General features: G+C 64.9%; 11 protein-coding genes. 3 read left to right on the top strand and 8 right to left on the bottom strand.

The features are described 5' to 3' along the window. Nucleotides 1–111 precede the first annotated feature (111 nt). Together HALO32_RS11165 and HALO32_RS11160 are read right to left on the bottom strand one after the other, a co-directional pair. Nucleotides 112–849 carry an ABC transporter ATP-binding protein gene (locus HALO32_RS11165; protein WP_151443952.1) on the bottom strand — a complete coding sequence of 246 codons (738 nt, stop codon included), beginning with the start codon at nt 847–849 and terminating at the stop codon, nt 112–114. Further along, complete coding sequence (locus tag HALO32_RS11160; RefSeq protein ID WP_151443951.1) at nt 842–2,083, bottom strand: lipoprotein-releasing ABC transporter permease subunit; 1,242 nt, start codon at nt 2,081–2,083, stop codon at nt 842–844. The genes HALO32_RS11165 and HALO32_RS11160 overlap by 8 nt, the downstream gene beginning before the upstream one ends. Before the next feature lie 152 nt (nt 2,084–2,235). On the opposite strand from HALO32_RS11160, the gene HALO32_RS11155 reads away from it, so the two are divergent. Further along, a complete protein-coding gene (locus HALO32_RS11155) occupies nt 2,236–3,279 on the top strand; it encodes an agmatine deiminase family protein (protein WP_151443950.1) in 1,044 nt (347 codons plus the stop codon). A 51-nt stretch (nt 3,280–3,330) separates the two neighbouring features. Continuing rightward, nucleotides 3,331–4,233 (top strand): carbon-nitrogen hydrolase, encoded by a 903-nt coding sequence (locus tag HALO32_RS11150; RefSeq protein ID WP_151443949.1) that lies wholly within the window; start codon nt 3,331–3,333, stop codon nt 4,231–4,233. Nucleotides 4,234–4,396: 163 nt separating this feature from the next. On the opposite strand, the gene HALO32_RS11145 is transcribed toward HALO32_RS11150, so the two are convergent. The 4 genes from HALO32_RS11145 to HALO32_RS11130 form a co-directional block, all read right to left on the bottom strand. Beyond that, nucleotides 4,397–5,344, bottom strand: coding sequence for a Nudix family hydrolase (locus HALO32_RS11145; protein WP_151443948.1), 948 nt, complete (start codon nt 5,342–5,344; stop codon nt 4,397–4,399). Between the two features lie 84 nt (nt 5,345–5,428). Then, nucleotides 5,429–6,658, bottom strand: a complete 1,230-nt coding sequence (gene argJ, locus HALO32_RS11140; RefSeq protein ID WP_151443947.1) for a bifunctional glutamate N-acetyltransferase/amino-acid acetyltransferase ArgJ — start codon at nt 6,656–6,658, stop codon at nt 5,429–5,431. Nucleotides 6,659–6,707: 49 nt separating this feature from the next. Further along, on the bottom strand, nt 6,708–9,443 hold the full coding sequence (gene secA, locus HALO32_RS11135; RefSeq protein WP_151443946.1) for a preprotein translocase subunit SecA: 2,736 nt from the start codon (nt 9,441–9,443) through the stop codon (nt 6,708–6,710). A gap of 72 nt (nt 9,444–9,515) precedes the next feature. Then, the gene (locus tag HALO32_RS11130; protein WP_151443945.1) at nt 9,516–9,872 is read right to left on the bottom strand and encodes a hypothetical protein; all 357 of its coding nucleotides are present in this window, start codon (nt 9,870–9,872) and stop codon (nt 9,516–9,518) included. A 139-nt stretch (nt 9,873–10,011) separates the two neighbouring features. Here HALO32_RS11130 and HALO32_RS11125 point away from each other — a divergent pair, with 139 nt between their 5' ends. Beyond that, nucleotides 10,012–10,437 carry a DUF721 domain-containing protein gene (locus tag HALO32_RS11125; RefSeq protein ID WP_225809948.1) on the top strand — a complete coding sequence of 142 codons (426 nt, stop codon included), beginning with the start codon at nt 10,012–10,014 and terminating at the stop codon, nt 10,435–10,437. Nucleotides 10,438–10,642: 205 nt separating this feature from the next. On the opposite strand, the gene lpxC is transcribed toward HALO32_RS11125, so the two are convergent. Further along, the gene (gene lpxC / locus HALO32_RS11115) at nt 10,643–11,554 is read right to left on the bottom strand and encodes a UDP-3-O-acyl-N-acetylglucosamine deacetylase (protein ID WP_151443942.1); all 912 of its coding nucleotides are present in this window, start codon (nt 11,552–11,554) and stop codon (nt 10,643–10,645) included. 111 nt (nt 11,555–11,665) lie between these two features. Beyond that, on the bottom strand, nt 11,666–12,841 hold the full coding sequence (ftsZ, locus tag HALO32_RS11110; protein ID WP_151443941.1) for a cell division protein FtsZ: 1,176 nt from the start codon (nt 12,839–12,841) through the stop codon (nt 11,666–11,668). Between the last annotated feature and the right edge of the window lie 11 nt (nt 12,842–12,852).

The raw sequence follows: 12,852 nt of genomic DNA, 5'->3' as shown, positions 1-12,852 counted from the left end.
CAACACGACGGGAAGTGGGGGGCGTCCGCGAGGCATGAGTAGCATCCTGATTGAGGCCTACTCAACATTATAGTATGTATTTACGGGACAACACACTAGAAGAAGCGGCATTCAGTCGGTGTCTGCCCGTTCGACCAGTCGCCCGCCATCAAGCCGCAGGATGCGATCCTGATGGGCGGCAAGGGCGAGGTCATGGGTGACGATAACGAAGGCACAGGCCGCACTGTTCGCCAGTTCGTCCATCAGCGCCAGGATACTCGCCGCCGTGGTCTGGTCCAGGTTCCCGGTGGGCTCGTCCATCAGTACCAGGCTGGGGTCGGTGACCAGCGCCCGGGCGATGGCCACGCGTTGACGCTCGCCCCCCGAGAGCTCGCCCGGCTTGTGGTCGGCTCGCTCGGCCATGCCGACCCGCGCCAGCAGCTGACGGGCGCGCTCTTCGGCTACCCGCTTGCGCTGGCCGCGCACGATCAGCGGCAGGGCGGCATTCTCCAGAGCAGTGAACTCCGCCAGCAGATGGTGAAACTGATAGACGAAGCCGATCCGGCGATTGCGAAAGCGTCCCAGATCGGCGTCATTGAGCGCCAGCAGCGATTCGCCGGCGATGCGCACCTCGCCGTGACTCGGACGATCCAGCCCGCCCAGCAGATTGAGCAGCGTCGTCTTGCCGGAGCCGGAGCTGCCGACCACGGCCACCCGCTCGCCGGCCAGTACCTGCATCGTCAGACCATCCAGCACAGTAAGGTCCCTTGGCCCTTCGCGATAGACGCGCGTCAGGTCGTGGCATTCGAGCATCACCTGTCCCGCATGGTAAGGCGTGTCGGCACCTGGGGTCTTGTCCGTCTCACTCATAGCGCAGCACCTCGGCAGGCTGTACCCGGGCGGCACGCCAGGCCGGATACAGGGTGGAGAGGAAGGTCAACACGAAGGCCGCTGACACGATCTTGCCGACGTCGCTCCAGATCAGCCGCGACGGCAGGTTGCTGATGAAGTAGACCCCGGCATCGAGGAACTGGATACCGAAGGCACCTTCCACCCAGCCGATGAGATCCGACACGGTCCAGGCGAGCAGCACGCCCACCACCACACCCACCAGGATGCCGATCACACCGATCGCCAGCCCCTGGACGATGAAGATTCCCATGATCGAGCGGGGCGTGGCACCGATGGTTCGGAGGATGGCGATATCGGCCCGCTTGTCGGTCACCACCATCACCAGGGTGGAGACGATGTTGAAGGCCGCCACGGCAATGATCACCGTCAGCAGCAGCGCGATCATGCGCTTCTCCATCTGGATGGCCTGGAAGAGGTTGCCATGGGAGTAGGTCCAGTCGAGGCCTCGGTAGCCGGCCCCCAGTTCATTGATGATCGCCCGGGTCTCGCTGCCCGCCGCGAAAAGATTATCCAGTTCGAGGCGCAGGCCGCCGACCGCGTCGCCCAGCCTTGCCAGAGTCTGCATGTCATCGATGTGAGCATAGGCCAGGGACGCATCCAGATCCGCGCCGACGCTGAAGATACCGCTCACGGTGAAACGCTTGAGCCGCGGGAAGACGCCGGCCGGGGTGATCGAGGCCTCGGGCACCAGCAGTGTCGCCCGGTCGCCCACACCGACGCCCAGACGTTGCGCCAGGATCGAACCGAGCACGATGTTCCACTCACCGGGCACCAGGTCATCCAGACTCCCGTGTCGCATGTTCTCATCGATGATCGAGACCCGGCTTTCCCACTCGGGTTCGATGCCGTTGACCATGGCACCCTCGTTGCGCCCGCTCACCGAGAACATGCCCTGCTGCTCGACATAGGGGGCGGCGCCGATCACCCGTTGGCGCTCCATTAGCCGTTCGGCCAGCGGTTGCCAATCGGTGAGCCCGCCCGGCGCCTCGATCTTGGTATGGGGCACCATGCCCAGCACCCGGGTGCGCAGTTCGTGGTCGAAGCCATTCATTACCGAAAGCACCAGGATGAGCACGGCGACCCCCAGCATGAGGCCCAGCATGGAGGTCAGCGAAATGAACGAGATGAAGTGATTGCGACGCTTGGCGCGCACGTAGCGCAGCCCGATCAGGAAGGGGAGACGGTCAAGCATGGGCACATTCCTTGTCGGCGGGCGCCCATGGTACGGTTTTTCGCCAACTGCTGCATCGTCGAGACCACCCGATTGCGCGATCATTGCAACATTGCCGGTGGCGGCCTACATTGCGCCGGCACGCCCCAAGACGACCCGCACGAGATCCGTCCATGGTTCATTGCCTGCTCCCCGAGTGGCATCCCCAGGATGCCGTACAACTCACCTGGCCCAGCCCCGACAGCGACTGGGCACCGCTACTCGAACGCATCGAGGCGACCATGGAAGCCATGGTGGTCGCCATCGCTCGCTATCAAGGCGTACTGATCGCCGTGCCGGATACTGCGACCCGCCGCCACCTGACGCATCGTTTCACTTGCCTGGGCGTGGAGCCCGCGCGCCTTAAGCTGGTGGTCGCCCCCGCCAATGACACCTGGGCTCGCGATCATGGTGCCATCGGCGTGGCGCGTGACGGTGGGTTGGTCCTGCTCGACTACACCTTCACCGGCTGGGGCGGCAAGTTCGAGGCCGCTCGCGACAACACCCTGACGCGCCGACTGGCGGACAACGGCACCTTCGCCTGCGCAGTGGAAGCCCGCGACCTGGTGCTCGAGGGCGGCGCCATCGACACCGATGGCGAGGGCACCCTGCTGACCACCGAGGCGTGCCTGCTCAACCCCAACCGCAACCCCGACCTGGACAGGACGGCCCTCGAGGCACGCCTGAAGGCGGATCTCGGGATCACACGGGTGCTGTGGCTGGCCAACGGCCATCTGGAGGGCGACGATACCGACAGCCACGTGGATACCCTGGTGCGTTTCTGCGACCCGGCCACGCTGGCCTATATCCGGTGCGACGACCCGACCGACCCCCACTATCCGACCCTGGCCGCCATGGAGGACGAGCTTCGCGCCCTACGCCGCACCGACGGCGACCCCTATCGGCTGATCCCCCTGCCCTGGCCGGGTGCCTGCCATGATCCGGAGGATGGCCACCGACTCCCGGCGACCTACGCCAACTTCCTGATCATCAATGGCGCCGTACTGGTCCCAACCTATGGCGATGCTGCGGACAGCCGGGCCCTCGCCGCCCTGGGCGAGGCCTTCCCCGGCCGCGATCTCATCCCTATCGACTGCCTGAGCGTGATCCGCCAGCATGGCAGCCTGCACTGCCTGACCATGCAGCTGCCCCTGGGCAGCCTGACAAGGCTCAACTGAGACAGAGGCGCCGGGTTAGCCTCGAGCATTGAACCACGAGGAGTCTTCATCATGTCCCGCAACCTGAAGGTCGGCCTGGTCCAGCAGCCCGCTTGGCCCGACAAGGCCAGGAGCCTCGCCGAGAGCGAAGCCGGCATTCGCGAGCTGGCCACTGCCGGTGCCCAGTTGGTGATGCTCCAGGAGCTGCATGCCACCCACTACTTCTGCCAGACCGAGGAGACCGAAGTCTTCGACCTGGCCGAGCCCCTCGACGGGCCGACCGGCTCTTGGCTGGCGAGCCTGGCAAAGGAACTCGACATCGTGCTGGTGGGGTCGCTGTTCGAACGCCGCGCGCCCGGCCTCTACCACAATACTGCCGTGGTCTACGACCGGGACCGTGGCCGCGTGGGCCACTACCGCAAGATGCATATCCCCGACGACCCGGGCTTTTACGAAAAATTCTACTTCACCCCCGGCGACCAGGACGACGGCCGCGCCCAGGGTTTCCAGCCGATCGACACCTCCCTGGGGCGTCTCGGCGTGCTGGTGTGCTGGGATCAGTGGTATCCGGAAGCGGCGCGGCTGATGGCCCTGGCCGGCGCGGAACTGCTGCTCTACCCCACCGCTATCGGCTGGCATCCCCATGACGACAGGGAGGAGATGAACCGTCAGAAGGAGGCCTGGACCTTGATCCAGCGCAGTCATGGCGTGGCCAATGGCCTACCGGTGATCGTCGCCAACCGAGTCGGGCATGAACCGGACCCTTCCGGAGCAACGCCGGGTATCGACTTCTGGGGGGGGAGCTTCATCTGCGGGCCCCAGGGCGAGCTGCTCGCCCATGCCGGCCAGGAGGCGGAACGGATGCTGGTGACGCTGGACATGACGCGCAGCGAGGAGGTGCGGCGCATCTGGCCCTACCTGCGGGACCGCCGGATCGACGCCTATGGCGACCTGACCCGGCGCTACCGGGACTGAGGCCGCCAAGCCGCCAAAAGTGTGGGTGCTGCCATAAGAAAGCAAACCCCGAGGCAACGGCCTCGGGGTTTGCTTGTAGCTCGGCGCTTGTAGCTCGGCGCTTGTAGCTCGGCGCTTGTAGCTCGGCGCTTGTAGCTCGGCGCTTGTAGCTCGGCGCTGATGGCTATTTCCAGAAATCGCGGATCGAGGCGATGCCCTGCGCCCCCACGGCGCGGGCATGATGCGCATCGAATCGTGTCATGCCGCCCAGGGCGAAGACCGGCATGCCGGCGCGCTCCACCAGCTGCTGGAAATCATGCCAGCCGATCGGCGCCACCTCCGGATGGGAGGGGGTGGTGCGCAGCGGCGACAGGGTCACGAAGTCGCAGCCGATACGGCGCGCATGATCCAGCTGACGAAGATCATGCGTCGAGGCGGAGAGCCACTTGCCTTCGGGCAAGGCACGCCGCTCCAGGCTCATCAGCCGATCACTGGTCAGGTGGATGCCATCAGCCGCCACGACTTCCAGCAGCGATGGCTCGCCATTGAGCATAAGGCGGGCACCCCGCTCGTGACACAGCGCCAGGGCCTGCTCGGCGCGCTTCAGGTAGTCCGCTTCATCCAGCGACTTGGCACGCAGCTGGACCAGACGCACACCATCCTCGTCGAGGGCACGGGCCAGTCGCTCGATGAACCGCGCCTCGTTGGCCTCCTCGCCGGTGATCAGGTATTCGGTCGGTAACATGACCGCACGCAGGATCGGCAGGTTCGCCGCCGGAAACGGATAGTTCACCAGTTCGTCCATGGGCACCCAGCGTACCGCCTGTCCTTCGCGGCCAAATGGCTCACCGGCGAAATCGTGCACCTGCCACACATCCAGCAGGATATGCTTGTCGGAATATTCATGGTGGATGCGGATCAAGGGCTGCGCACGCCGGATCTCGACGCCGAGCTCCTCGTGGAGCTCGCGTTTCAGTGCCTCCAGGCCGGTCTCGTAAGGCGCCAGCTTGCCACCGGGAAACTCCCAGAGTCCCCCGTGATCGACGTTGGAGGGACGACGGGCGAGGAGCACCTCGCGGCCATCGGCACTGATGATGGCAGCCGCTGCCACATGCACCCTTCTCTTCACCATTGCGTTCATTGACTCCTACCCGCTGGTCCACGCGGCCTTGGCACCGCGCAGGGTTGCTGTCTGGCTGCCGACCGTCACCGCCGGTCAGCTGCGATAGTCGGCATTGATAGTCACATAGTCGTGGGAAAGGTCCGAGGTCCACACCGTGGCAGACTGCTCACCGCGCCCCAGGGCAATGCGGATGACGATTTCCTCGCGGGCCATCACCGCACTGCCGGCCTCCTCGCTATATCCCGAGGCGCGCCCGCCATGCTCGACCAGGCGCACCTCGCCGAGATCGATGGTGACCCGGTTCACGTCGAACGCCTCGACGGGCGCACGCCCCACGGCGGCAAGGATCCGCCCCCAGTTGGCATCGGAGGCGTAGAGGGCCGTCTTGACCAGCGGCGAGTGGGCCACGGTAAAGGCCACGTCGAGGGCCTCGCGACGACTGCGCGCCTCATCGACCTGCAGGGTGACGAACTTGGTCGCACCTTCACCGTCGCGAACCACCGCCTGGGCCAGCTCCGTCATCACCCGCTGCAGGCCGTTGCGGAAGATGGTCAGGTCTGCCTCATCGGCCACTACAGCCCCACGGCCGGTGCTGATCAGCATGCAGGCATCGTTGGTCGAGGTATCGCTGTCGACGGTAATGCAGTTGAAGGAGCGATCCACCGCCTCGCGCAGCAGCTGGTCGAGCAGACTCGGCTCCAGGGTTGCATCGGTGGCCACGAAGGCCAGCATGGTCGCCATATCGGGACGAATCATCCCCGAGCCCTTGGCGATGCCGTTGAGGGTCACCGTCTGTTTGCCCAGTGCCAGGGTCACGCAGGCACCCTTGGCCCGGGTATCGGTGGTCAGGATACCCTCCCCAGCCTCTCGCCAGGCAGCAGCGCCATCGTCGAGGGCCTGCAGGGCCGGAGGCAGACCCGCCAGCAGGCGCTCCATGGGTAGCGGCTCGCCGATCACCCCGGTGGAGAACGGCAGCACGCTCTGCTCGCCTACCCCTGCCAACCGTGCCAGCTCGGCGCAGGTGGCACGGGCGTCGCGCAAGCCTGCCTCGCCGGTACCGGCGTTGGCATTGCCGGTATTGATCACCAGGTAACGCGCCCCTTCACCGCGAGCCGTACAGGCGGCCAGGTGCTCACGGGCAACCGTCACCGGCGCCGCGCAGAAGGCATTGCGGGTGAAGGCACCCGACACCCTGGCCCCATCGGGAATCTCGATCACCACCAGGTCCCGGTGATCGGACTTCTTGATCCCGGCCTTGGCGGTGCCCAGCCGCAGCCCCTCGATTACCGGCATCTCCGGAAAATATGTCTCGCCCACTGCCATCGTTTCGTCTCCCGTCCCGACCGGGGGGGGTGGCCCCCGGTCCGTCACCTCAGCTCAGCTTGCCGCAACATTGCTTGTACTTCTTGCCCGAACCGCAGGGGCAGGGATCGTTGCGTCCGACCTTGGGGCCCTCGCGACGCAAGGGTCGACCGTCGGCACCGGGAGCCGGGGCAGGCTTGGCATCATCCTGTTCGCCGGCCGCCATCGACGGCTCGTCATGACGGCTCGCCGCGCCGGCCTTCTCTCGCTCCAGCGCCTCGCGGCGCTGGCGCTCCAGGGCCTCGACCTCTTCGGGACGCCGCACCTGGACATGGCTGAGGATGCGCGTCACGTCGGCCTTGATGTTGGTCAACAGGTTCTGGAACAGCTCAAAGGCCTCGCGCTTGTACTCCTGCTTGGGATTCTTCTGGGCATAGCCGCGCAGGTGGATACCGCGCCGCAGATGATCCATGGACTGCAGGTGCTCCTTCCAGCGGGTGTCGAGCACCTGAAGCATCACCTGCTTCTCGAAGCGGCGCATCAGCTCCTCGCCAGCCTCCGCCACCTTGGCCTGGTAGGCTTCGCGATGCATCGCCTGCAGCTGCTCACGCAGCTGCTCCTCGTGGAAACGCTCGTCCTGCTCGGCCCACTCGACCACCGGCGCATCGAGGTTGAACTCGCTCTTCAGGTGATCCTGGAGACCGGGCAGATCCCACTGCTCGGGCAGGCTTTGCGGCGGCACGAACTCGCTGATGGCGAGGTCCAGCACCTCCTCACGAATGCCCATGACGCTGTCCGAGACATCCTCGGCACCCAGTATCTGGTTGCGCTGCTCGTAGATGACCCGACGCTGATCGTTGGCCACGTCGTCGTACTCGAGCAGTTGCTTGCGAATATCGAAGTTGCGGCCCTCGACCTTCTTCTGGGCGCGTTCCACGGCATTCGAGACCATCTTGTGCTCGATCGCCTCACCGTGCTCCAGCCCCAGTGCCTTCATCATTCGCTGCACCCGATCAGAGCCGAACAGGCGCATCAGGCTGTCTTCCAGGGAGAGGAAGAAGCGGGTCGAGCCGGGATCTCCCTGGCGACCGGCGCGACCTCGCAGCTGGTTGTCGATGCGCCGTGACTCGTGGCGCTCGGAGCCGATCACGTGCAGGCCGCCGGCCTCGAGTACCGCCTCATGGCGGGCCTGCCACTCGGCCTTGAGCTGCTCGACCTGGGCCCCGGACGGGTTCTCCAGCTTGGCAACCTCTGCCTCCCAGTTGCCGCCCAGCACGATGTCGGTGCCACGGCCGGCCATGTTGGTGGCGATGGTGACAGCTCCGGGGCGACCGGCCTGGGCGATGATCTCCGCTTCACTCTGGTGCTGCTTCGCGTTGAGCACGTTGAATTGCATGCTGCCCCGCTTCATCAGATCGGCCAGGTACTCGCTGGTCTCGATAGAGGCGGTACCCACCAGCACCGGGCGCCCGGCCTCGGTCTGCGCCTTGACGTCCTCGATGATCGCCTCGAACTTCTCCTCGGCGGTGAGGTAGACAAGGTCATTGAGGTCCTGGCGGATCAGCGGGCGATTGGTGGGAATCACCACCACATCGAGGCCATAGATCTGGCGGAACTCGAAGGCCTCGGTATCGGCCGTGCCGGTCATGCCGGAGAGCTTGTCATAGAGTCGGAAGTAATTCTGAAAGGTGGTCGAGGCCAGCGTCTGGCTCTCGCGCTGCACCGGCACGCCCTCCTTCGCCTCCACCGCCTGGTGAAGACCTTCCGACCAGCGACGGCCGGGCATGCTGCGGCCGGTATGCTCATCGACGATCACCACCTGGCCATCGCTGACGATGTAGTCCACGTCGCGGTGATAGAGATGACGAGCGCGCAGCGCCGAGTGCATGTGCTGCAGTAGGTTGAGGTTCTGGGCGGCATAGAGGGAATCCTCCTCGCCCAGCAGCCCCTCGCCACGCATCAGTTCCTCGATCTTGCGGTGGCCGACCTCGGTGACCTCCACCTGTTTCTGCTTCTCGTCGAGAATGAAGTCGCCGCTCTCCGGGTCCTCCTCGTCGCTGCATGCCGCGAGGTTCAGCGCCAGACGATCGACGACGCGATACAGCTCGGTGTTCTCGTCCACCGCCCCGGAGATGATCAGCGGGGTCCTTGCCTCGTCGATCAAGATAGAGTCGACCTCATCGACGATGGCGAAGTAGAGGTCGCGCTGGACCTTCTCCTCCAGCGAGAAGGCCATGTTGTCGCGCAGGTAGTCGAAGCCGAACTCGTTGTTGGTGCCGTAGGTGATGTCGCAGGCATAGGCATGACGCTTCTCTTCCGGCGCCTGCCCGGCGAAGATCACGCCCACCGAGAGACCCAGAAATTCATAGAGTGGACGCATCCACTCCGCATCGCGGCGCGCCAGGTAGTCGTTGACCGTGACCACGTGCACACCCTTGCCCGGGAGGGCATTGAGATAGACCGCCAGAGTCGCCACCAGCGTCTTGCCCTCACCGGTCTTCATTTCGGCGATACGGCCGCGGTGCAGGGTGATGCCACCGACCATCTGCACATCGAAGTGGCGCATGCCCATGACGCGCTTGCTGGCCTCACGCACCGTGGCAAAGGCCTCGGGGAGCAGGGCATCGAGGGGTTCGCCACCCTCAAGGCGTTCGCGCAGCGTCTCGGTGCGAGCCTTGAGAGCGGCCTCCTCGAGGCTCTCAAGCTCGGCTTCCAGGCCGGTGACATCCGCCACATGGCGGCTCATGCGCTTCACTTCGCGGTCGTTCTTGGAGCCGACTACCTTGCGTAACAGATTGTTGATCATGAAAGGTCCAGTAACTGCGTGTGGCATCGCGTCGCGGACAGCTGTCCACGACCTCTCCGAGCGGTATCGTCATCAAAGGCGGGGAGGACCACGACGCGTCAGGACATCATGCGCGGCAACCGGATAACAGGGCGCGAGGACGGGACGCCCGACTGCCCTTGCCCGTATCCTCGCCCAGCGAGAGGCTTGCCGAACCCAGCGCACCAGGGCCCGGCGACGGGCATGCAGGCGAGAGCGCACACGCAGCAGCACCGGCACCAGGATGCTGACCTGGGCGACACGCTCGACAAGGCGCAGGGATTCCACCTGGGCCAGGCCTGCCGGCAGCAGGCATCCCACCAGCAGCCCTGCCAGCCACCAGCGAGTCGTGCGGCGCTTGCGCCGGCTCGCAGGAGGCTCGGCACCGTTGTCGGTGATGGCGGCTGGCATGCTGTCGAGGGCCTCTTCTGCGTGCTAGTCTCTGGAGGTTGAACGGCCGTAAACTCATGGCCGAAGCATATCGTCAGGGGCGCGGCCCCCGAGAACCAAGCTGATGAGTATAAAGGTTAAGCGGTTCAGAGCACAGCCCATGTCCCGGCTGCTGGAGGGTCGCGGCGAACTGGGGTCGCTGATGCGCATGGCCACCCTGATCGAACGCGCCCAGCGTCATCTGCGGGGCCACCTCCCCGACGAGATGCGCGAGCATCTGTTCGTTGGCGGCTATCGGCAGGGGCAGCTGGCCCTGATCACCGACCGCGCCGTCTGGCTGACCCGGCTGCGCTATGAGCAGCCGCGCCTGCTCCAGTTGCTGCATGAGCTACCCGGCTTCGAGTCGGTGACCGGCTTCACTCTCAAGGTTCGCCCTGTGCGACCATCCCGTCCTCCTCTGCGACAGGTCCGCCACCTGCCGGAGAAGGCCGCCGACGAGATCTCGAGCTGTGCCAAGGATGTCGATGACCCTGGACTCAAGAGCGCCCTGGAACGGCTGGCGACCCACGCCGAGCGTAAGCCGTAAGCTGGAAGCTGGAAGCTGGAAGCTGGAAGCTGGAAGCTGGAAGCTGGAAAGCAGCATAGCCTCAGCCTGTTATGAAACAACCCCGCTGGCAGACCCGGCGGGGTTGTTGGGTATCAAGCTTCCAGCCGCGAAGCGGCGCCCTTCCCACTTACATCTCCCGACGAAGCCGGGGACTTACAGCTTATAGCTCCGGCCGCAGTCCGGTTCAGGCCATGGCCGGCGCAGAATAGGAGATTGGTGCCGTTTCGGTTTCGCCCTCGAAGGTGACGAGCTCCCAGGCATTCGGCTGAGACTGCAAGGCACGGCACAGCTGGTTATTCAGCGCGTGGCCTGACTTCACGCCACGGAATTCGCCGATCAGGCCATGGCCGAGCTGATAGAGGTCACCGATGGCATCGAGGACCTTGTGCTTGACGAACTCATCGTCATAGCGCAATCCACCCTCGTTGACGATGCGATAGTCGTCGACAACGATGGCGTTGTCGAGGCTGCCGCCCAGCGCCAGGTTGTTTGCGCGCAGGTACTCGAGATCACGCATGAAGCCAAAGGTGCGAGCCCGCGACACCTCCTTGACGAAGGAGGTCGTGGAGAAGTCCACCATGGCCGTCTGCAACTGGTCCTCGAAGACCGGATGATCGAAGTCGATGGCGAAGGACACCTTGAAGCCCTGATGGGGCAGGAAGCTCGCTTCCTTGTCGTCCTCGCGCACCACGATCTCGCGCTTGATGCGGATGAACTTCTTGGGGGCGGCCTGCTCAGCAATGCCTGCCGACTGGATCAGGAACACGAAGGGACCCGCACTGCCATCCATGATCGGCACCTCGGGCGCGCTCACGTCAACATAGGCATTATCGATACCCAATCCGGCGAAGGCCGACATCAGGTGTTCGACAGTGGCGACTTTGGCGCCGCCTGCAGAGAGCGCGGTGCACAGCGTCGTGTCGGTAACATGCTCGGCGCGAGCCGGAATCCGAACCTCAGGCACGAGGTCGGTACGCACGAAGACGATACCGGTATCCACCGGGGCCGGCCTTAGGGTCAGATAGACCTTCTTGCCGGAGTGCAGGCCAACGCCGGTGGCGCGGATGACGTTTTTCAAGGTACGTTGTTTGATCATGGTCGGTCGCCAGGCAGTCATTGGTTATCGAACACCGTTCACTCTAACACCGAACGGGCGTTTCAACAAAAAAAGCTCACCCGGCATCCTCTATTCCCGTGATAGCGCGAATCAATCGGCCTGTCGTCTCAGAAAGGCCGGAATGTCCAGGTAATCATCGAGATCCTGAGATTTGCGTTTCTCCGGCTGCGGCCGCTGCTTCTCCTCGGGTTCGGCCTTGGAGGCCGCCGCCTGGCCGCGACTGACTGCCGCCTGCGGACGCTGCTGGCGATAGCCGCCGGCGTCGGCACGGCGCGCGGTCTCGCGAGATGCCGGCTTCTGGGCCTTGTTGCCCTCGAGCCCGGCCGCCACGACGGTGACGCGCAGCTCGTCGGTCATGTCCATGTCGATGGAGGTGCCGACCACGATGGTGGCATCCTGGGAGGCGAACTCCTGGACGGTCGCACCCACATCATTGAACTCGCCGATGGAAAGGTCCGGCCCGGCGGTGATATTGACCAGAATGCCGCGCGCGCCGTGCAGGTCGATATCCTCGAGCAGCGGGCTGCGGATGGCCTTTTCCGCGGCCTCCCGGGCGCGGTTCTCGCCGGTGGCGCCGCCGGTTCCCATCATCGCCATGCCCATCTCGGACATCACGGTACGCACGTCGGCAAAGTCGACGTTGATGATGCCGGGGCTGGTGATCAGCTCGGCGATGCCCTGGACGGCACCCAGCAGCACGTCATTGGCGGCACTGAAGGCGGTGAGCAGGGTCGCGCTCTTGCCCAGTACCGAGAGCAGCTTCTCGTTGGGAATGGTGATCAGCGAGTCGACGTGCTCGGAGAGCTCCTTCATGCCCTCCTCGGCGGCGCGCATGCGCTTGGGCCCCTCGAAAGGGAAGGGACGGGTTACCACGGCCACGGTGAGAATGCCCAGTTCCTTGGCCACCTGAGCGACCACGGGCGCACCACCCGTCCCAGTACCACCCCCCATGCCGGCGGTGATGAAGACCATGTCGGCGCCCCCGAGGAGTTCCGCGATGCGCTCGCGATCTTCCATGGCGGCCTGCCGGCCGACGTCAGGGTTGGCACCGGCCCCGAGGCCCTTGGTGATCTCGCTGCCGAGTTGGAGCACGGTCTTGGCGGCGACCCGCTTGAGAGCCTGGGCATCGGTATTGGCGCAGATGAACTCGACGCCCTCGATGTTGCTCTCGACCATGTGGTTGACGGCATTGCCGCCTCCACCCCCGACACCAATAACCTTGATGACCGCACTGCTTGAGGGTGCGCTATCTACCAGTTCGAACATAAGCCCCGTCT

This window comes from Halomonas lysinitropha, from assembly GCF_902500215.1.
In the GTDB taxonomy this organism is placed as follows: Bacteria; Pseudomonadota; Gammaproteobacteria; order Pseudomonadales; family Halomonadaceae; genus Halomonas; species Halomonas lysinitropha.
This window is presented reverse-complemented; position numbering and strand designations above follow the sequence as displayed.